This window comes from Peribacillus sp. NPDC096448 (assembly GCF_044762675.1).
GTDB lineage: Bacteria > Bacillota > Bacilli > Bacillales > DSM-1321 > Peribacillus > Peribacillus frigoritolerans_B.
Map to the genome: position 1 here is coordinate 293,132 of NZ_JBIWEU010000001.1, position 20,226 is coordinate 313,357.

A 20,226-nucleotide genomic window follows, 5' to 3' on the forward strand; every position below is an offset into this window, starting at 1 on the left:
AGAATTTGATAGCAAAAAAAATTTTTCTGGATTTAAGTTATATATATAGATCTACTACTTTATTCTGGAATTTTCAAATGTTATTTTTGTGTCCTGAAAAATCCTTCTTATTATCGTTGGCGCTTACAATAAAGAGATCTTTTCAATCTTTGAACGTATTCTTTTAAAATAGACATATTAGTTTATTTTAAAGGAATATTTTTTATTTCCATGTTATCTAAAATTTACATTTAAGGTTTTATTTAAGATTTATATCTTAAAAACAAGGTTACGTTTTTCAATTGCTAATTAATTTAGGTATTGCAATTTGAGAAACAATTCAATATTAATAACTTATTTGTACTTTTTCTTGGATTACTACTTCCAATCATATTCCTCCTTTTCCCTCTTGTGCTCTTACACAATCTCAATTTGAACCTCATAAAGAAGTTACTTAATGGTGTGTAATTTCTGGTCTATTTACAAAAATAATTAGATGAAATTTGTTTTTAAATAAAACTTGTATTTAAAGTATTATTAGAATTTAATTTATTGACACTTGAGTGAATAGATGGTAAATTTAGCTTATAATATTCGTTATAGAGAACGAATGGTTCTATAAAATGTACAAGTTAACCCAATTACATAATAATATTAATTTAATATTAATTTAGTAAAGGTTGCTACTTTTTTTGGCTAGTGTGACCTTTTATTCTTTAAGTTACAACGAAAGGATGAATATAATGCCTCTATATCTAATGAAAGAAATATGGACACCTTTAAAATTAGTTGGCGTGAAATTTTTTAAGTCAGATGATAGAAGTATTTTCATCAAAGTAATGAATCAACGCAGGAGAAAGCTGAAATTTTAATAGTCTCCTTAAATTGTGCATATATACATTGGATTTGAAAAGATTAGTATTTACATCTTACATAACAAAACAATCAGGGGGATAACATGAGTGTTATAGCCGGTATTTATCATTTTAATGAAGAGCCTATGAATCTTCCACATTGCCATAATTTGATGACGGCTTTACAAAAGTACCCTGCTGATTCTATCCAAATGTGGCATTCAGAAAAGGTGTTTCTCGGTTGTCATGCTCAATGGATCACGCCTGAATCTGTTGGTGAGCAGCTCCCGCTTTATGATTTTGAAAGGCAATGTACGATTACTGCTGATGCCATTATTGATAATCGTGATGATTTGTTCCAGAGGTTACAGGTTAAGCCATCCAATCAAAAGGGCATGACGGATAGTGAACTGATTCTCCTTTCTTATTATAAGTGGGGTGAAGATGCCCCGAAGTTCTTGGTAGGGGATTTTGCTTTTGTCATTTGGGACGAAAAGAAACGGAAGTTGTTTGGGGCAAGGGATTTTTCAGGAACCAGAACTCTTTATTATCACCAAAACTATCAGAAATTTGCCTTTTGTACGACTATGGAACCGCTATTAAGATTACCTTTTATTGAAAAAAAGTTGAATGAGCAGTGGCTTGCTGAGTATTTGGCCGTATCGGGAATGATTGATGCAGTAGATTCTTCAATAACGCCATATACAACCATAAATCAGGTACCACCATCACATAGCTTAACAATAGAGAATAATAGGGTGACTTTAAAACGATATTGCTTCTTAACTCAGGGAGAAAAGCTAAAACTTAAATCTAATGAAGATTACATCGAAGCATTTCAAAGTGTCTTCCAGGAAGCTGTTACATCCAGGTTAAGGACGCATCGGAAAGTTGGCGCCCAATTAAGTGGTGGGTTGGATTCCGGGGCTGTTGTTGGCTTTGCTGTGAATCAATTGCAGCGGGAAAGCACTGCACTACATACATATAGTTATATACCTCCCGAAGATTTTAAAGATTTTACGCCTAAATACTTTTTGGCTGATGAGCGGCCTTTCATCAAATCGACGGTAGGACATGTTGGCGGCATTATTGATCATTATTGTGACTTTAAGGGCAAAGACTCCTTTTCTGAAATGGAAGACTTCCTTGACATCTTGGAGATGCCCTATAAGTTTTTTGAAAATTCTTTCTGGTTGAAAGGCATGTTTGAAAAAGCGAATGAGGACGGCATAGGTGTTTTGCTTAATGGAGATAGGGGGAACTTTTCAATTTCCTGGGGATTCCCCTTAGAGTATTACTCCCTCCTATTAAAAAGATTAAAGTGGGTTCGACTATATCAAGAGTTGGACCAATATAGGAGAAATGTCGGAGGATCTAGATTGCGAAAGGTGAAAGCTATTGCTAGAATCGGCTTTCCAATCATTGATCGGATCTTTCCGGAAGGCGTGTCATATAAAATTCCATCCTTAATCAATCCAAGGTTTGCAGAAGGAATAGGCGTATATGACAAATTTAAAGAATTCGGCATGGATGAAACAGGCTGGTATTCGAATTCTGATATTTTTAATGAAAGAAAAAAGCACTTTGAAGATATCTTTCAGTGGAATGCAGGAAATACGCTTTCCACAAAGCTCTCCTTACGATACAAATTGTGGAAGCGAGATCCGACCAATGATATCCGTGTTATTCGCTTTTGTTTATCACTCCCGGAAGATCAATATGTACAGAATGGGATGGATCGTGCCCTGATTCGGAATGCTACAGTGAATGTTTTACCTGATAAGGTAAGGCTAAACCAACGGTACAGGGGTGTGCAGGGAGCTGATTGGGTTCACCGAATGCTGCCCAAATGGGGTGAATTCATAGAGGAGATTGAGCAGCTGATTACAGATGATAAAGCCCTGGAGTTCCTTGATGGTCAGGCGATAAAGAATGCTTTAGGAACGATTAAAAAAGGAACTAGTCCCGAACTTGCTACAAATCCAGACCATAAATTCCTAATGCGGAGTTTAATCGTGTATCGATTTTTAAAACGATTCAATTAAAAGGAGGTGAATACTATGAAAAAGGAATGGAAAAAACCTGAATTGGAAATTCTTGATGTTAATCAAACAATGCTTGGAACTGAAGGGGAATATACAGATGCTGCTTTCCCATCAAACACACCTAAAGGTGACATAACTTTTAGTTAATCTTATTCCGTTACTAAGTCTGTTAGGATTCCCCTAAGCCCCTATTTATCCAGTTAATAGGGGTATGACTTATACATTAAAGCTAGTCTAGCTAAGAGACGTTATTTATGTGCGGGGGTATTTATATGATCGGTATCAAAACAAGAACTGTATATGAAGCGTATGGTTTAACCGTTACAAGTGATATAGCTTTAACCGAATTGCTTCCTATTAATATAGAGGATGATAAAGCTGATATTGTTATTGAAAAAGCTGATTTACATACATTATGGTTTGAGCACTCAGTTCCTGATGATGATTTTATCATTAAGAAAGACTGGATCATGTTTCATGTTTCCAATACGGCCATTTTCTTGATCCAAAGCGGAAATAGAATAGAATTTTGTCCAATTGATGAAGCACAAGAGGATGAGATTCGTCTTTATATCCTCGGAACATGCATGGGAGCCATTTTGATGCAAAGAAAAATTCTTCCTATACATGGAAGTGCGGTGGCCATAGATGGAAAGGCATATGCAATTGTTGGTGATTCTGGTGCTGGCAAATCCACTCTTGCTTCAGCTTTTTTAAAAAGGGGCTATAAGCTCATGAGTGATGATGTCATACCAGTAACACTAAATGATGAAAATATTCCAATTGTAACACCTTCATATCCACAACAAAAATTATGGCTGGAGAGCTTAAATCATTTTGAAATGGATTCAAATCACTATCAGCCACTCATTGTTAGAGAAGATAAATTCGCTGTTCCGGTCCAAGATCAGTTTATTACCGAACAACTCCCGCTTGCTGGTGTATTTGAATTGATCAAGGGAGGAAATGACGAGATAGGTATTACGCCTATACCATCCCTTCAAAGGTTTTATAAATTGTATCATCATACATACCGTAATTTTTTTATCCAAAAATCTGGATTGATGGACTGGCATTTTAATACTTCTGCCAAAATGATTAAGAAAATCGAGTTTTTCCAATTACGTAGACCAACGAATCGCTTTACGGCGCCAGACTTATCGGAAATAATTTTAAACGTATTAAATAAAACGGGAGGTAAGAGTTCATGATTATTAATCAACTTGATACGAAATATAGCCAAAGTCCAGGAAACATAGTAAGTGACATGGATGGGGAAAAAGTGATGTTAAGTGTTTCTAACGGTAAATATTATAATTTAGGTGAACTGGGCGGGGAAATATGGGAGTTAATGAAGGAGCCCATCACAATTCATGAGTTAGTTACAACATTACAGTCACAATACAATGTCGATCAAACCGATTGTAAAGAGCATGTCACGGACTTTTTAAGTCAATTGCTGGAACAAGGCTTAGTCAGCATCCATTCCTAGTATCATGAATCTTTAGTCTAGGAGGCTAAAACTATGAATATCGTAAAGAAAGCTCAGACTTTTCTTCGATTAGATTTCAAGATAAAGCTGCTGTATATCGAAGCCTTTTTACAATTAGGCTGGGCCCGTTACCTTAAAAGCATTTCCTTTTCAAAAGTAGCCCCAACAATTGGTGAACAGATGAAAGAGTCATCATATGAATTAAATATAGGGGATAAAGAGATTTTAGCAAATGTATCGCGAGCTATAAATATTATGAGCCGCTACACCATATGGGAAAGCCAGTGTCTTGTAAAGGCAATGGCGGCTATGAAGATGCTGGAAAAACGTGAGATTGATAGCACTCTTTATTTAGGAACAGCCAAAGATGAGAATGGAGAGCTCATTGCACATGCTTGGCTGCGTAGTGGACCTTTTTACATAACGGGAGCTGAAGTGATGGATAGGTTCACTGTTGTTTCTATGTTCTCTAAAGAGAATATAATTAAGGGTATGAAAGAACAAGAATCTAGTTAATCTGAAAACATTCTATTTGAACCAAATAAACCTTTCACCAGGAGTCCACGCGTCACTAACCCCACATATACTCATTTATATCTTCATTAAAATAATAATTTTAGAAAAGTGATAGCCAATTCCTTTCCTTCCATTTTCGCGCTTTACCACATGTAACATGGAGGAAAACGGTTAAATATGGCCTGTAAATGGAGGATATGGTAATGAAGCATCTTTTACTTTTTACGAAACAAATACATGATTATTCGGGGAAAATATTATATATCAATCTTATTTGTATGATTTTAATAGGCTTTTTAGAAGGCGTAGGAATTTTCTTATTGATCCCATTGATTGGATTGAGCGGTGTAATGGACATAAAAACGGATGACGTTCCTTTCTTAAGCTGGATTAATGGATTATTCACAGGAATTCCGGAAACGCTCAGTCTTTTATTAATACTTGGTGTTTATGTGATATTAATGGTCGGACAAAGTGTATTTAAGCGGAATCAAACAATCTTGGGAGTCAAAATCCAACAAGGTTTTGTTAGAAAGTTAAGGGATGAGGCGTATGGAAGTCTGCTGCAGGTCAATTGGGGATTTTACTTAAAAAAGAGGAAATCCGATATTATCAACATCATGACAAATGAAACCTTCAATGTAAGTGCAGGTATTAATTTATTTTTACAGTTTATATCTTCTCTTATTTTTACTTTGATTCAAATCGGAATAGCTTTTTATTTATCTGTTCCAATGACGAGTTTTATCATAGCCTTTGGGGGCATTCTCATTTTTTCGTCACGGAAATTTGTGAAAAAGTCTCAGTCTATTGGAAAGGAAACCTTTCAGCTTACACAAACCTATTTAGCGGGCATGACTGATCACCTTAATGGAATGAAAGATATCAAAAGTAATTCACTTGAGGAATCTCATTTGAATTGGTTTCTGTCTTTAAGTGAGAGAATGGAAAAAAACAGAATCAAGTTAACGACTTTAAATACGACGTCCCAGATGATCTTCAAAATTGTATCTTCAGTCTTAATTGCCATTTTTGTGTTTTTTTCGATAAAGATGTTCATGGCCCAGCCAGCTCAACTAATGCTGATAATGGTTATTTTTTCAAGGTTATGGCCAAGATTTACTAGCATTCAATCAAATTTAGAGCAAATAGGATCTACGCTTCCATCTTTTAAAGCATTGTCGGATTTACAAAACGAATGTAGAGAAGCAAGAGAGTTATATGAATCCGATTATAAAAATATCATGCCTATTGAAATTAAAAGAGGGTTAGATTGCCGTAATGTTTATTTTAGTTATGATCAAAAAGAGAGCACATATGCCCTGAAAAATATAAGCATACACATTCCCTCTAACCGTATGACCGCTATTGTAGGACGATCAGGTGCAGGGAAAAGCACCTTAATAGATATATTAATGGGGTTGAATCACCCTAATAGGGGCGAAGTCAGAATAGATGATGTTCCCCTTACTAATGACCGATTATTATCACTGCGGAGGTCCATAAGTTATATCCCGCAAGATCCATTTCTCTTTAATGCAACAATAAGGGAAAATTTGCTGATCATTGACCCTGATGCAAGTGAGAAATCCATATGGGAGTCTTTGGAGTTCGCTGCAGCTGATGAGTTTGTCAGTAAGCTTCCACAAGGTCTGGATACACTCATTGGTGACCGAGGTGTCCGACTGTCAGGAGGGGAAAGGCAGCGTCTAGTGTTAGCCAGAGCGATCTTACGTAAACCGGCCATCCTGGTATTGGATGAAGCGACGAGTGCTTTGGATACGGAGAACGAAGCGAAGATTCAATCCGCTATTGAAAGATTAAAAGGAAAAATGACCATCATCGTAATAGCTCACCGATTATCGACGATTCGCAATGCCGATCAAGTGCTGGTCATGGATCAGGGAGAAATCATTCAGGTCGGTGAATATAACAAGTTAGCGAATGAAAAAAGAGGAATGTTTAGCAGTTTATTAGGTATCCAAATGGAATCAAGTGTGTAAATATTTACGAACAGTCAGGTTACAGCCCATCTTATGGTTTGTAATGCTGGCTGTTTTTCTTGAGGAGAATTAATAAAACTGAATTAATAATTCGGAAGTTATTTTTTCAGAATAGTAAATAGGAGTTAATTTGAGCGGTGATATCTTTATTTTATATAAAAGTGTTTTAAAGAAAACGTAATATAACAGCGTTTTTACATTGTGATGTCATTTTTTGATGAAAGATGCTGAAAAATGACATAAAAAAACGAATAGTATTAAGAACTATTATTACGTTTTTAAGTATAATTAACATTAATATAGTTTTAATTAACGGGATATGTTTTTAGTGCTAGATGGTTTATTTAGTACCATGGAAATAGGATTCAAGAGATTTATTAATCTTGGTTAATAATAATGTGAAATATTCTTGAGAAAGTTAAACCTATTGAAAAGTAGGGACGCAAAATTACAGGTCTAGGGCTTAATTCTAAGATGGCTGTGTTATCACAAGTTGGGTGGGATTTGTCATGGAAACTAATAATGAACGGGAAGAATGGGTTGCTCTAATTTTAGAGGCAAAAAATCTAGGATTATCTATTAAAGATGTGCGGGAGTTCATTAAGGGAAAAATGGACGGGGAAAGCAGATATTAGAGATTAATAAAGTTTCGTTAGGGAAGGCTGTTATACAGTCTTTTTTTTTGTTTCCATTCTCGGAAATTACAAAGGTATCTAAAATAAAGAACATGGGGATAATAATAAAAATGCAACCTATTTGAGAGGGATTCTTATTATGGATGGACTTAATGCTTTTATGAAGGGATTAATATGGGGAACTTTATTCAGTATACCTCTATGGTTGTCATTTATTGGTTGGATAAAAATAATAATGACTATTATCAAGTAAACGCTTAATATTTAGATTATTAAAATGATATCTAGGCAGGATTTAACAGGATGATGATAGAATTTAGTTATTATACATAGTTCGTTAGTCGTAACCTCATTTAAAATTAAGAAATATAGCCTATAAAAAATAGTTAATAATACTTAAGAATTTTTGGTTATGTGCCGATACTAATTATAGAGATCAAGCAAAGGGACTTCGCAAAGGCGATGTCAGATAGCAGCCATCAAAATATAAGGAGACTATTTGATGACAAAAAACAAATTTATTACGTTCGAGGAAGTTTATGAAAAGAAACAAAGAAGCAAGAAAATTTTTATTGGGACTTATATTACTATTATTTTAGTATTGATTTCATTAATGACTTATTTTATGGGACAAGCATAATATGGGGTGTCGAGGGGCTGAGGAATCGGCCTTTTTTTGTTTTCTTTAAATCACATAAATAATTTAGTTTTACTAGTATTCCTTTCTACTAATGTTTAGTAATTGTTAATTTTCTGTGAATTCTCTGTTGGTAAACGAGTTTCCGCTTGCCAATCCCTACTATATATGTGATTATCAAATAAGTGAGCTATATTCCTTATTTTTGAAAAAAGGATTAGGACAACAGTATGAAATGGTGGCTCAATTATATATTGGAGTGGAAATTTCAAATGGATTTTTTTGATATTTTAAAAGACACTTTTGCAAAAGGACAGTCTGGTCAGGATATTACAGTAAATGAACTTGTGGAAGAGATTAAGGAGAAATTAAGCGGGATCATTGAAGAACCTGATAGTATATGATTCATAGATACTTCGTCACAATCTTATTGATTTTGGGTGATTGGAAACTAACCGGTGGCCGTACCCCTTTATGGCAGGATGCCATGCTGGACATGTTTGGCGTTTGCTAGGAAGCTTCTTTTCTTGTTTCGATGAAGAAGCCGCCATTGAATCTGAAGAACTCATAGGGCTACATATTTTGAAGGAGCATGTCTATAACATGCTTCTTTTTTTGTTGTTTATGAATGATAACCTGTGTTGCGCGAGGAGAAAAAGTAAGAACCTAATAAATATTTTACACAGTATATAGATTTGTAGACTGATTAATAAAGTAAAGAACTGGGGTCTGGATTAGGTTGGGAGGCAGCATAAACTAGCCTATGAAATACCAGAGTTACACAGGTCTTCATTTCTCGCTATGGGATGTTTATTTTGGAACAAAAATTGCTATGTCGTAAAGGAAAAAGGCGAATGGTGTTTATATGGGTTACCAGTTTAAATAGATTCCTCTCCTTTTTCAGGCTCAAGTTCGTTTTATTGAAAAGGGAGAGGCGATGCCCTCATGTAATGGCGAAAAGAGTTACTTCTCATGAAACATATTTCATTCTTGAACGGTCACTGATGGCTTTCAGAATAAACATTTTGTCCTGTTTGCTTAGCATAGCCCAGCTGCCTGCTTTGATTTTCATTTAAATCCACTCCTTTTGTTTAGGATCATTTATTATAGTTGATGAATGATGGTTGATGGAATTCCGGGTCCAAAGAATAATTAGTGTCAAGTGATGAAAGGGGCAAAGGGAAGATGGAATCGTCAGCTCATATTAGATTATACCGTCTTTTTATGCCTAATAAACAACAAATATTCCAACAAATCTCTACAATTGGTGTTCGTTTTTTGTCAGAATATTGGATGTGGAAAATGAAAAAGCTGGCAGGATGCGGGTCCGGACAGCTTTTTCATTTTTTCTTATTTGATGGATAATTGTTCTTTTAATTCGGATTGAACCTTTTCTTTTTCTTGATCCGACACAATATTATAGTAGACTCCGTCGATTTTCGTTCCATTTCCTGGAATGGTCGCTTGGGTTATGCTTCTGCTTGCGTCCCTGTAGTTCTTTTGGATGTCCATCATGTCATCAAACGTCAAATTCGTTTGGATATTTTTACTTAATGCATCGAAAACATCATCATATTTTGTCAGCGATGAAAGGCTAGCGCCTTCCTTGATGACAGCCTCGATGATGGCACGTTGTCTGGATTGACGGCCATAATCACCGTTAGGATCTTCATACCTCATTCGCGAATATTTAAGTGCATCTTCTCCATTAAGATTAATGCTTCCCTTTGCAAAATGGACGCCTTCATAAGTGAAGTCCAAATCGTTTTGCACGGTCACGCCGCCGACTGCGTCAACGATATCCTTAAAGCCTTCCATATTGATCTTCATATAATAGTCGATTGGGATGTCCAGGAAGTTTTCAACGGTATCCATGGACATTTTCGCGCCCCCGAAGGCAAATGCATGGTTGATTTTATCTTGTGTCCCATGACCGACGATCTCGGTCCGTGTATCACGCGGAATGCTTAGCATTTTGACCGATTTCTTTTGTGGATTGACTGTCAAGACGATCATTGTATCTGAACGGCCTTTGTCGCCATCACGTTCATCGACACCGAGCATGAGCATCGAGAAGGGCTCCTGATCTGAGAGTGCAAGGTCTTTCGTTCGTTTATCCGTGGTACGGTCTATTGGTGTATGCATCGTGTCAACGGTTTTTGTCAGTGAATTCCATACGGAGTAAGCAAAGGCTCCCCCGGCTAGTATAAAAAGTAGGACAATTATACCAACTATCTTCAGCCATGTCCGTTTCTTTTTCTTCTTTTTTTCATGTCTCATAGTTTACTTCCTTCCTCTTTTTGTAACCACTTCATCTATTATATTTAATTTCATAGTAAAAGAATAGTATATTTTGCTATTTTATAATACCTTTGGCATATTTTAGTGAAACTTAACTAGAATAAATCTTCATTTAAAGTTTTTTGCTAAAGGAGTGGCTGATCGGAAAATCTCCACTTCTCTGGTTATTGGTTGTGCAATTTGGCCTAGTGTTTATTTCTTTTTTAGATTACAGATAATTGTTGCATAGCTTTTTTTATATTGCGCTTGGATAATCATGATCTTACAGCCAGCTTTACTGCCCTTGATGTTTGAAGTGGGGAAGATTTATGGGGTGTTAGGGGCCAATGGATAATTCATTCGGATTAACGATGGTGAGATCATCTCCAAGGAAAATGTCGAGGGTCTTCGTGAATCTAGTGGGAAATCAGTAGTCGGTTGGCTAAAGGGAAATCATAGCTAAATGAAGGAATAATAAAATAGCTTCGGAAAAGATTCCGATGCAGGGAGAAAAAAACTTTGAATCTAATAAATTTGACCAAGTAAAATGGATTCCTGAAAATTTCCGAATGAATGAATTTTTACTTCAAAATGGGTGATAAGCAAAGTCCCTATTAGAAAGAAGGCGCATATATATGCAATACGGATATCCCTAAAGAATTAATAAATAAATATTGGAGGCTAAAGCATAAATGGAATATTTAACTGAAAGTTCATCATACGACGAAAGTAATTCAACGGAAAGTTCATCATACGAAAGTGATTCAGCGGAAAGCTCATCGGTCGAGGGCGATTCAGCGGAAAGCTCATCGTACGAAAGCGATTCAACGGAAAGCTCATCGGTCGAGGGCGATTCAACGGAAAGCTCATCGGACGAGGGTGATTCAACGGAGAGCTTATCAGAAGATGAAAGTAGTTCAACTGAAAGCTAATCAGCTTTAACAAATAGTTAAATTAGAAAGAAGATTTCCTTTAAAATGGGTGATAAGCAAAGTCCCTATTAGAAAGAAGGGACATATATATGCAGTACGGATATCCCTAAAGGATAAATAAATATTGGAGGTTAAAGAATAAATGGAATATACAACGGAAAGCTCATCGTACGAAAGCGATTCAACGGAAAGCTCACCGTACGAGAGTGATTCAACGGAAAGCTCATCGTACGAGAGTGATTCAACGGAAAGCTCATCGTACGAAAGTTATTCAACGGAAAGCTCATCGTACGAAAGTGATTCAACGGAAAGTTCATCAGATGAAAGCAGTTCAACGGAAAGTTCATCAGATGAAAGCAGTTCAACGGAAAGTTCATCAGATGAAAGCAGTTCAACGGAGAGCTCATCAGATGAAGGCATTTCAGATGAAATCCTTTCCGAGGCCGTAGAAGAAGAAACTGAAAATTCAGCCGAGGGTGAGGAGAATGGCAGTCCTCGTCGTGTGAATATATTTAAGAAAATGTGGCTGGATAATATGATCAAAGCATCGAAGGGTATCTATAAAGACGAAGATTGACCATATAGGTACAGCAACCAAAGAGTTGTTGTGCCTTCTTTTGTAAAGGGACATGCCGCTAGACTCGTAATGGACATATCCTATTAGTCTAGGGTTGTAATCCATTTACTAGATTCGAACAGCCTGATTTTTCTGCGGCTAATAGTATGCGGATTACAGTCTGGAAAAATCCGGATTTAATCGTTGTAAAAGTTATCGGTCTGGAATCATATATTGAAATGTTTCTGCGGGAAAAATTGGCCAAGCAAGGCGATTCAAAAGGAATTTAGCCTAAGCGCTTCCTTACTAAGAAAGGCCTAGCCGGAGCGTTTGGCTTACAGTTTTACATACTTCATGTGGATGATTTGGATACAATGGCTTACTGGTGGTTTTTAACTGAATAAGGGTCAATATATTGAACTAGATTTTAATTTAAATGAAATATAGCTGTACACTTTTCTGTATACAAACCAATATTCTTGTCGTGCTCAATTTAGTTATGCATTCGCAGATTATTAGATGATGAATGATTATGGGAAGGCGATTTTGACTATATGAGGCATGTTAAATGTTTTCATTTGCCACAATAAAAAACTCCGGATTTGAAGTGATCCGGAGTTATTTCTTTTTCTCGATATTTTCATAGACCGAGGCAAGGGCTTGTTCGAATTTCCCGCTCTTTTTCGGTTTGTAATATTTTTTGCTGCGCAGTTTGTCCGGTAAGTATTGCTGCTTCACCCAGCCATTTTCGTAGTCATGCGGATAAAGATAGCCGATGCCGCGGCCGAGTTCTGTGGCCCCTTTGTAATGGGCATCCTTAAGATGATCTGGTACATCGCCACTATGGCCGCTGCGAATGTCTGACAGAGCTGCATCAATTGCGACAATGGCCGTGTTCGATTTAGGTGATAGGCATAACTCGATCACTGAGTTGGCAAGTGGAATCCGGGCTTCAGGGAAACCGAGCCGTTCAGCGGCTTCGACTGCAGCGAGGGCCCTGGGACCAGCCTGGGGATTGGCAAGGGCTATGTCTTCGTAAGCGATGACTACCAAGCGGCGGGCAATGCTTACAAGGTCGCCGGCTTCGACCAAGCGCCCCAAATAATGAAGGGCTGCATTCACATCACTGCCGCGAATTGATTTTTGGAAAGCCGACAGAACATCATAATGGGCATCTCCATCCTTGTCATGCGAGAAGCTTTTTTTCTGCATGCATTCCTCGGCAATTTGCAGATCTATATGAATGGTTCCGGACTCATCGGGTTCGGTGGAGATGACGGCGAGCTCAAGTGCGTTAAGGGCACTGCGGACATCTCCGTTCGAAGCAGTCGCGAAATGTGTAAGGGCATCAAAGCTGACCTCGGTTTTATACGCACCAAGTCCACGCTCTTCATCATGAAGGGCCCGTTCCAGCGCTTTGGTTATATCATTGGTTACCAATGATTTGAGCTCGAAAATCTGGCACCGGCTTCTTATGGCCGGGTTGATGGCATGATAGGGATTGCTGGTCGTTGCACCGATCAAGGTGATCATCCCGTTTTCAAGATAAGGCAATAGGAAATCCTGCTTCGCCTTATCGAGCCGGTGAACCTCGTCAAGCAGCAGAATCACTTTACCGGACATCTTAGCTTCGGCTGCAACGATTTCCATATCCTTTTTATTATTGGTCACCGCGTTCAGCGTCCGGAAAGCAAACTTCGTGCTTCCGGCAATCGCACTTGCAATCGATGTCTTGCCAATTCCCGGCGGACCATGCAGGATCATGGAAGAAAGCTGTTTGGCTTTCACCATCCTTGCGATAATTTTTCCTTCACCGACCAGATGCTCCTGCCCGATGATCTCATCAATCGATCGAGGCCGCATCCGGAAAGCAAGCGGTTTAATGTTCATTGCGCACCTCTCCTTTTTATATAAGGTATCACAATTGATGGGGGAAATGCGCTGATTATGCTGTAAAAGGGGGTGATTTCCTATTATGGTGGTCCCTTTGGGGATTTAATTTGTGCTGTAGGGTTTATAAATCGACCTAACCTCACGATAATCCGGCTGTCCGAGCAAATAATTCGATCTATCCCCAACATCGATCGGTTACATTTCATTCTTTATTTTCACTTTTCCTACCTCTCCAATAGGATAATTTGACAAAGGAAGGGCGGGTGAATGCATTTCCGGCGGGAATATGCTATAATTTCAAAAGAATTTAGAAACGGATAAATAATTTGAGGTGTATATGTATGAAGATATCTACTAAAGGCCGTTATGGTTTGACGATCATGATCGAGCTTGCAAAACATTATGGAGAAGGACCGAAGAGTTTGAAATCGATTGCCCAGACGCATAATCTGTCGGAGCATTATTTGGAGCAACTGATTGCGCCGCTTCGTAATGCGGGGTTGGTGAAGAGTGTCCGTGGTGCGTATGGCGGGTATGTCCTTTCTAAAGATCCTCAGGAGATTACTTCGGGTGATGTCATTCGTGTATTGGAAGGGCCGATTACGCCAGTTGAAGGAATTGAGGATGAGGAGCCGGTGAAGCGTCAGCTTTGGATCCGGATTCGCGATGCTGTGAAGGATGTATTGGATAATACGACGCTTATGGATTTGGCAAGCTACAAGGATACGGGTGAAATCGATTCTTATATGTACTATATTTAAGTGATTAGCAATGCGCCTATTATGTAGGCGCTTGCGTTTTTTAATGGAGGCGACGAAAAAGTGGACAGAATATATTTAGATCATGCTGCGACTTCACCGATGCATCCGAATGTGATCGATACGATGATGAGGGTCATGAGCAATGATTTCGGAAATCCGTCGAGCATTCATGCTTTCGGACGGGAGGCGCGCCATGTTTTGGATGAGGCGCGTGCGAGCATTGCAGCAAGCATCGGTGCTGGGCGGAATGAAATCATTTTCACGAGCGGCGGAACCGAGGCTGATAATACGGCGATTATTGGTGTTGCGAATGCTTATAAAGAACAAGGGAAGCACATCATCACGACGGAGATTGAGCATCATGCAGTCTTGCATACTTGCCAATACCTTGAGAAGTCTGGCTTTGAGGTCACATATTTACCTGTGAATGAAGCGGGGCTTATTTCAATTGCCGATTTAAAGGCGGCATTGAGGGACGACACGATTTTGGTTTCGGTCATGTTCGGCAATAATGAGGTTGGCACGATCCAGCCGATTGCTGAAATAGGGCAGGTGCTCAAGGGTCATCAAGCCATTTTCCATACGGATGCGGTTCAGGCATATGGTTTGATCTCCATCGACGTTCATGAGTTGGGTGTGGATTTGCTGAGTGTTTCCGCGCATAAAATCAACGGTCCCAAGGGAATCGGCTTTCTTTATATTCGTGAAGGATTGAAGCTGAATCCGCATTTATATGGCGGGGAACAAGAACGCAAGCGCCGTGCTGGTACGGAGAGTGTGCCGGCAATTGCCGGTTTTTCAGAAGCGGTTTTAATTGCACAAAGCACGATGGGAAAGAAAAAGGAGCAATACAAGCGATTTAAAGACGTATTGCTTGCCGTCTTTGATGAGGCGGATGTACAATATGAAATTAACGGATCTATGGAACAGTCGCTGCCGCATTTGCTGAATGTTAGTTTTCCGGGTACGAATGTGGAATCGATGCTCGTTAATATGGACTTGGCAGGTGTTGCTGTATCGAGCGGATCCGCTTGTACTGCCGGGTCAATCGATCCGTCGCATGTGCTTGTGGCGATGTTCGGGAAAGATTCGGAGCGGACGAAGAATTCGATTCGTTTCAGCTTCGGTCTGAACAACACGGAAGAGGAAGTAAGGCAGGCGGCTGAAACCACCGTGAAAATAGTTAATAGATTAGTGGGAAGATAATTCTTACTTTAAATAAATGAGGTGACAGAATGAGAAAAGCACCACAGGACACCCGCGTCGTCGTGGGTATGTCAGGAGGCGTGGATTCTTCTGTGTCTGCCCTGCTATTGAAGAATCAAGGCTATGATGTGGTCGGGATTTTCATGAAGAACTGGGATGATACGGATGAAAACGGAGTCTGTACGGCAACGGAAGATTACAATGATGTAATTGCCGTTTGTAATCAAATCGGCATCCCTTATTATGCGGTCAATTTTGAAAAGCAGTATTGGGATAAAGTTTTCACTTATTTCTTGGATGAGTATAAAGCGGGCCGTACCCCGAATCCGGATGTAATGTGCAATAAGGAAATCAAGTTCAAGGCTTTTCTTGAACATGCGGTAAGCCTTGGTGCCGATTATGTGGCTACAGGTCATTACGCACAGGTTGAATACCGGGATGGCGAATACAAAATGCTTCGCGGTGTCGATAATAATAAAGATCAAACGTACTTCTTGAACCAGCTTACTCAAGAACAATTGGAAAAAGTCATGTTTCCGCTTGGACACATTGATAAGAAGGAAGTACGTGAAATTGCGAAAGAAGCTGGCCTTGCCACGGCAACGAAAAAAGATTCTACAGGGATCTGTTTTATCGGTGAACGCAATTTCAAAGAGTTTTTAAGCAATTACCTCCCAGCTCAGCCCGGTGATATGGTCACGATGGATGGCAAGGTAATGGGCAAGCATGACGGATTGATGTATTACACGATCGGTCAGCGTCACGGTCTGGGGATTGGCGGCAGCGGCGAACCTTGGTTTGTTGCGGGAAAAGACCTGAAGCGCAATGTACTATATGTGTGTCAAGGCTTTGATAATGATGTGCTGTATTCGAATTCCCTTCGTGCAGTGAATGTCAGCTGGGTAGCGGAACATACGCCTGCTGATGAATTTACATGTACGGCAAAATTCAGGTACCGTCAAGACGATAGCGGTGTTAAGGTGAAGGTCTTGGAAAATGGTGATGTCGAAGTCATCTTTGACGAGCCAGTCCGCGCGATCACACCAGGACAAGCAGTCGTATTCTATGATGGTGAAGTGTGCCTTGGCGGCGGTACGATTGATGAAGTATTTAAAAAAGGTGAAAAACTGACTTACGTAGGGTAAAATAAGCATGTCCCCAGCTGTGTTTGCGGTTGGGGACTTCTTTTGGATTGCGGGTGTACCGCCTGAATTCGACCACTGGCTTATGCTATACTTTTTAATATAAAAATGGAGTGTGAATGGATATGGATAAAAATCAACAAGGAATTGAATTTATGCAGCAAGGGAAATACGAAGAAGCGGCGAAAGTTTTTAATGAAGCGATCGAGGAAAATCCGAATGAGCCTGTTGCCTACATAAACTTTGGGAATGTATTGACTGCCGTGGGTGAAACGGATAAAGCGGTCAAGTTTTACAAAAAGGCGATTGAGCTGGATGAAAATGCAGCAGCGGCTTACTATTCATTAGGAAACTTATATTATGAATCCGATTCTAAACTGGTCGAAGCGAAGGATATGTTTGAAAAGGCCATCCGTTTGGGACTGGATAACAGCGATGCTTACTTCATGCTTGGATTGACATTGATGGCGTTGGATCAACCGAAATTGGCGATGCCTTATCTACAGAGAACGGTGGAGCTGAGCCCTGAGGATGTTGATGCGAGATTCCAATATGCACTATGTCTTGCTAATGCGGAATTGTATGATGAATTGATCAATCAACTGAATTTAGTTGTGGAACAGGATCCGGGCCATGCGGATGCTTATTATAATTTAGGCGTTGCGTTTGCTGGTTATCGTGAGGATGCTAAAGCCGCGATGGTTTATTTTGATAAGGCTTTGGAAGCACAGCCTGACCATATGCTTGCTGCCCACGGTAAGAAACTGTTGGAAGAAATGAATGCTGAGTAAATAAAAAGCATATGCATGGAAAGGTGGGGAGAAGCGTTGAGCCAGCAAGATTCATTGGATTTGTTTTCAGAAGAGAAAATGTTCATGAAAGGAAGTCATTTAGTGACGATCTTTCATAATGAAGAAAATATGTACTCGGTTGTAAGAATTCGTGTGCATGAAACGAATCTGAATTATGAAGAAAAGGAAGCGGTCGTAACAGGTTATTTTCCAAGGATGCATGAGGATGAGATCTATATTTTTTATGGGGCCATGAAGGAACATCCGCGTTTTGGGCTTCAATTTCATGTAGAGCATTTTCGTAAGGATCTGCCTCAATCCAAGGAGGGCATCGTCAGTTATTTATCAGGTGACCTTTTCAAGGGCATCGGGAAAAAAACAGCCGAAAGCATTGTTGAGACACTGGGTGAAAAGGCCATTTCAAAAATTCTGGCTCAGCCTTCGCTACTTGATGATATCCCGAAGCTATCCGGGGAGAAGGCAAAGGGCCTATATGATACATTAGTCGAGCATCAAGGTCTGGAGCAGGTGATGATCGCCCTGAATCAATATGGCTTCGGTCCGCAGCTGTCGATGAAGATCTATCAAATGTATAAGCAGGATACAATCACGATGGTTCAGGGAAATCCGTATAAGCTCGTAGAGGATATTGAAGGGATTGGGTTTGGACGGGCGGATGAGCTTGGGCATCAGCTGGGCATTTCCGGCAGCCATCCCGACCGGATCAAGGCTGCGTGTTTGTATACGCTTGAATCCCAATGCCTCCAGGACGGAAATATCTACATAGAAGCCGAGCAGCTTTTGGAAGCGGTCAAACGGCTGCTGGAGGAAAATAAGCGGGATCGCATTGAGTTCACGAGCATTTCCTCGGAAATAATCGAATTGACGCAAGAAGGGAAAATAGTTGTCGAGGATCAGCGAATTTATCCGCCTTCGCTATTCTATTCGGAAAAGGGAATCGTGATGAACATCAAGCGGCTGCTTGCTCAAACCGAGTACGAGGACCAGTTCCCCGAATCGGAGTTCTTGCTGGCACTTGGGGAGCTGGAAGAGCGGCTGGATGTTTCCTATGCCCCGGCCCAAAAGGAAGCGATCCAGACAGCCCTGCAATCACCCATGTTAATCTTGACGGGGGGACCGGGTACCGGTAAGACGACAGTCATCAAAGGCATCGTTGAGCTATATGCAGAGCTGCATGGTGTATCCATGGACATTAACGATTATAAAAAAGAAGGAAGCGATCCATTTCCATTCGTACTTGCGGCTCCTACTGGCCGTGCAGCGAAACGCATGGCCGAATCGACTGGGCTCCCCGCCGTTACGATCCACCGGTTGCTGGGGTGGAACGGGAGTGAAGGCTTTTCCCATGATGAGGATAATCAGCTGGATGGCCGTATCGTAATCATCGATGAGGTTTCGATGGTGGATACGTGGCTGGCCCATCAATTGTTTAAAGCTCTGCCGGAAAATGTCCAAGTGATATTGGTTGGTGATGAAGATCAGCTGCCATCTGTTGGCCCTGGGCAGGTTTTAAAGGATTTGCTTGCATCGAATTGTGTACCGACTGTCAGTCTGGAACATATATATCGTCAAGCTGATGGCTCATCGATCATTGAATTGGCCCATGAAATCAAAAAAGGAAGGCTTCCGGATGATGTCACGAAACAGCAAGAAGATCGATCGTTCATTCGCTGCCAAACCAATCAAATCCCCCAAGTAATCGAGAAAGTGGTAGCCAATGCCAGGACGAAAGGCTTCACGGCCAAGGATATACAGGTGCTTGCACCCATGTATAGAGGGCCTGCCGGGATTGATGCACTGAATAAAATGCTTCAGGAAGTGTTCAATAGCAATGCGAGTGAAAAGCGGCGGGAAATAAAATTCGGAGATGTGATATACAGAACGGGAGATAAGGTGCTTCAACTGGTGAACCAGCCAGAGGAGGGTGTCTTTAATGGCGATATGGGGGAAATCGTGTCCATATTGTTTGCTAAAGAAAATACCGATCATGTCGATAAAGTTATCATATCTTTCGAAGGCATCGAAGTGACTTACACGAAACAGGATTTGAACCAGATTACACATGCATATTGCTGCTCCATCCATAAGTCGCAGGGAAGCGAATTCCCGATCGTCATTTTACCTGTAGTGAAAAGTTATTACCGGATGCTCCGCCGTAATTTATTGTATACGGCGATTACCCGCAGTAAAAATTTCTTAATCCTATGTGGTGAAGAAGATGCATTCCGTTTAGGGATCGAGCGTAATGATGAGATGCGCCGGAAAACGACTTTGCGTGAAAAGCTGCGGGAGATTTTGAGTGAAGAAGAAATGCCGGTGGAAAAGGGAGAGGTACATCAAGAGGCAAGTTATCTTGATATTCTTATGCATGCTGACCCGATGATCGGGATGGAGAATGTCACACCATATGATTTTATGTAGGTTCTTTTTGTTAATTTTGTTTAAAATTCATGGTTTTGGTGGAACTAATAAGGATATAACTT

The 20,226-nt window shown here is 39.9% G+C and carries 18 protein-coding genes and 1 riboswitch; of the genes, 16 read left to right on the forward strand and 2 right to left on the reverse strand.

Annotation, left to right across the window (positions count from 1 at the left end; translation table 11 throughout):
• The first annotated feature begins 937 nt into the window (after positions 1–937).
• The 9 genes from ACIQ0C_RS01415 to ACIQ0C_RS01455 all read left to right on the forward strand — a co-directional run bounded on the left by ACIQ0C_RS01415 (position 938) and on the right by ACIQ0C_RS01455 (position 8,565).
• Positions 938–2,878: a lasso peptide isopeptide bond-forming cyclase gene (locus tag ACIQ0C_RS01415; protein WP_403056239.1), complete on the forward strand. Its 1,941-nt coding sequence runs from the start codon at positions 938–940 to the stop codon at positions 2,876–2,878.
• A gap of 15 nt (positions 2,879–2,893) precedes the next feature.
• Entirely contained in the window at positions 2,894–3,025 is a 132-nt protein-coding gene (locus ACIQ0C_RS01420; protein WP_127778420.1) for a paeninodin family lasso peptide, read from the forward strand.
• A gap of 125 nt (positions 3,026–3,150) precedes the next feature.
• On the forward strand, positions 3,151–4,089 hold the full coding sequence (locus ACIQ0C_RS01425; RefSeq protein ID WP_403056242.1) for an HPr kinase/phosphorylase: 939 nt from the start codon (positions 3,151–3,153) through the stop codon (positions 4,087–4,089).
• A complete protein-coding gene (locus ACIQ0C_RS01430; RefSeq protein ID WP_403056245.1) occupies positions 4,086–4,370 on the forward strand; it encodes a lasso peptide biosynthesis PqqD family chaperone in 285 nt (94 codons plus the stop codon). The genes ACIQ0C_RS01425 and ACIQ0C_RS01430 overlap by 4 nt, the downstream gene beginning before the upstream one ends.
• Positions 4,371–4,403: 33 nt before the next feature.
• Positions 4,404–4,886, forward strand: coding sequence for a lasso peptide biosynthesis B2 protein (locus ACIQ0C_RS01435; protein ID WP_403056248.1), 483 nt, complete (start codon positions 4,404–4,406; stop codon positions 4,884–4,886).
• A 203-nt stretch (positions 4,887–5,089) separates the two neighbouring features.
• Positions 5,090–6,889 (forward strand): ABC transporter ATP-binding protein, encoded by a 1,800-nt coding sequence (locus tag ACIQ0C_RS01440; protein ID WP_403056251.1) that lies wholly within the window; start codon positions 5,090–5,092, stop codon positions 6,887–6,889.
• A 407-nt stretch (positions 6,890–7,296) separates the two neighbouring features.
• Positions 7,297–7,380, forward strand: a riboswitch (cyclic di-GMP riboswitch).
• Between the two features lie 18 nt (positions 7,381–7,398).
• A complete protein-coding gene (locus tag ACIQ0C_RS01445) occupies positions 7,399–7,524 on the forward strand; it encodes an anti-repressor SinI family protein (RefSeq protein WP_403056254.1) in 126 nt (41 codons plus the stop codon).
• A gap of 502 nt (positions 7,525–8,026) precedes the next feature.
• The gene (locus ACIQ0C_RS01450) at positions 8,027–8,164 is read left to right on the forward strand and encodes a hypothetical protein (RefSeq protein ID WP_192205834.1); all 138 of its coding nucleotides are present in this window, start codon (positions 8,027–8,029) and stop codon (positions 8,162–8,164) included.
• Positions 8,165–8,433: 269 nt separating this feature from the next.
• Positions 8,434–8,565, forward strand: a complete 132-nt coding sequence (locus tag ACIQ0C_RS01455) for a YwzD family small protein (protein ID WP_403056259.1) — start codon at positions 8,434–8,436, stop codon at positions 8,563–8,565.
• 946 nt (positions 8,566–9,511) lie between these two features.
• Here the strand turns inward: ACIQ0C_RS01455 and tagU are convergent.
• Positions 9,512–10,441, reverse strand: a complete 930-nt coding sequence (tagU, locus tag ACIQ0C_RS01460) for a polyisoprenyl-teichoic acid--peptidoglycan teichoic acid transferase TagU (RefSeq protein WP_403056262.1) — start codon at positions 10,439–10,441, stop codon at positions 9,512–9,514.
• A 692-nt stretch (positions 10,442–11,133) separates the two neighbouring features.
• Between tagU and ACIQ0C_RS01465 the strand changes: the two genes are divergently transcribed.
• Positions 11,134–11,373: a hypothetical protein gene (locus tag ACIQ0C_RS01465; protein ID WP_403056265.1), complete on the forward strand. Its 240-nt coding sequence runs from the start codon at positions 11,134–11,136 to the stop codon at positions 11,371–11,373.
• A gap of 142 nt (positions 11,374–11,515) precedes the next feature.
• Positions 11,516–11,950 carry a hypothetical protein gene (locus tag ACIQ0C_RS01470; RefSeq protein ID WP_403056268.1) on the forward strand — a complete coding sequence of 145 codons (435 nt, stop codon included), beginning with the start codon at positions 11,516–11,518 and terminating at the stop codon, positions 11,948–11,950.
• 597 nt (positions 11,951–12,547) lie between these two features.
• Here the strand turns inward: ACIQ0C_RS01470 and ACIQ0C_RS01475 are convergent.
• Entirely contained in the window at positions 12,548–13,819 is a 1,272-nt protein-coding gene (locus ACIQ0C_RS01475; protein ID WP_403056271.1) for a replication-associated recombination protein A, read from the reverse strand.
• A gap of 344 nt (positions 13,820–14,163) precedes the next feature.
• Here ACIQ0C_RS01475 and cymR point away from each other — a divergent pair, with 344 nt between their 5' ends.
• From cymR to recD2, 5 genes are all read left to right on the forward strand, one after another.
• The gene (cymR, locus tag ACIQ0C_RS01480; RefSeq protein WP_034308657.1) at positions 14,164–14,583 is read left to right on the forward strand and encodes a cysteine metabolism transcriptional regulator CymR; all 420 of its coding nucleotides are present in this window, start codon (positions 14,164–14,166) and stop codon (positions 14,581–14,583) included.
• A gap of 60 nt (positions 14,584–14,643) precedes the next feature.
• Complete coding sequence (locus tag ACIQ0C_RS01485) at positions 14,644–15,789, forward strand: cysteine desulfurase family protein (RefSeq protein WP_403056274.1); 1,146 nt, start codon at positions 14,644–14,646, stop codon at positions 15,787–15,789.
• 29 nt (positions 15,790–15,818) lie between these two features.
• Positions 15,819–16,934 (forward strand): tRNA 2-thiouridine(34) synthase MnmA, encoded by a 1,116-nt coding sequence (gene mnmA / locus ACIQ0C_RS01490; protein ID WP_403056277.1) that lies wholly within the window; start codon positions 15,819–15,821, stop codon positions 16,932–16,934.
• Positions 16,935–17,056: 122 nt separating this feature from the next.
• Positions 17,057–17,722 (forward strand): tetratricopeptide repeat protein, encoded by a 666-nt coding sequence (locus tag ACIQ0C_RS01495; protein WP_048681430.1) that lies wholly within the window; start codon positions 17,057–17,059, stop codon positions 17,720–17,722.
• A gap of 36 nt (positions 17,723–17,758) precedes the next feature.
• The gene (recD2, locus tag ACIQ0C_RS01500; RefSeq protein ID WP_403056281.1) at positions 17,759–20,164 is read left to right on the forward strand and encodes an SF1B family DNA helicase RecD2; all 2,406 of its coding nucleotides are present in this window, start codon (positions 17,759–17,761) and stop codon (positions 20,162–20,164) included.
• Positions 20,165–20,226: the final 62 nt, after the last annotated feature.

Coding starts and splice junctions, on each gene's coding strand:
- ACIQ0C_RS01450 (WP_192205834.1), top strand. CDS start 8,027: ATGACAAAAAACAAATTTATTACGTTCGAGGAAGTTTATGAAAAGAAA.
- tagU (WP_403056262.1), bottom strand. CDS start 10,441: ATGAGACATGAAAAAAAGAAGAAAAAGAAACGGACATGGCTGAAGATA.
- ACIQ0C_RS01440 (WP_403056251.1), top strand. CDS start 5,090: ATGAAGCATCTTTTACTTTTTACGAAACAAATACATGATTATTCGGGG.
- ACIQ0C_RS01430 (WP_403056245.1), top strand. CDS start 4,086: ATGATTATTAATCAACTTGATACGAAATATAGCCAAAGTCCAGGAAAC.
- ACIQ0C_RS01445 (WP_403056254.1), top strand. CDS start 7,399: ATGGAAACTAATAATGAACGGGAAGAATGGGTTGCTCTAATTTTAGAG.
- ACIQ0C_RS01415 (WP_403056239.1), top strand. CDS start 938: ATGAGTGTTATAGCCGGTATTTATCATTTTAATGAAGAGCCTATGAAT.
- ACIQ0C_RS01425 (WP_403056242.1), top strand. CDS start 3,151: ATGATCGGTATCAAAACAAGAACTGTATATGAAGCGTATGGTTTAACC.
- ACIQ0C_RS01420 (WP_127778420.1), top strand. CDS start 2,894: ATGAAAAAGGAATGGAAAAAACCTGAATTGGAAATTCTTGATGTTAAT.
- ACIQ0C_RS01475 (WP_403056271.1), bottom strand. CDS start 13,819: ATGAACATTAAACCGCTTGCTTTCCGGATGCGGCCTCGATCGATTGAT.
- cymR (WP_034308657.1), top strand. CDS start 14,164: ATGAAGATATCTACTAAAGGCCGTTATGGTTTGACGATCATGATCGAG.
- ACIQ0C_RS01435 (WP_403056248.1), top strand. CDS start 4,404: ATGAATATCGTAAAGAAAGCTCAGACTTTTCTTCGATTAGATTTCAAG.
- mnmA (WP_403056277.1), top strand. CDS start 15,819: ATGAGAAAAGCACCACAGGACACCCGCGTCGTCGTGGGTATGTCAGGA.
- ACIQ0C_RS01495 (WP_048681430.1), top strand. CDS start 17,057: ATGGATAAAAATCAACAAGGAATTGAATTTATGCAGCAAGGGAAATAC.
- ACIQ0C_RS01470 (WP_403056268.1), top strand. CDS start 11,516: ATGGAATATACAACGGAAAGCTCATCGTACGAAAGCGATTCAACGGAA.
- ACIQ0C_RS01455 (WP_403056259.1), top strand. CDS start 8,434: ATGGATTTTTTTGATATTTTAAAAGACACTTTTGCAAAAGGACAGTCT.
- ACIQ0C_RS01465 (WP_403056265.1), top strand. CDS start 11,134: ATGGAATATTTAACTGAAAGTTCATCATACGACGAAAGTAATTCAACG.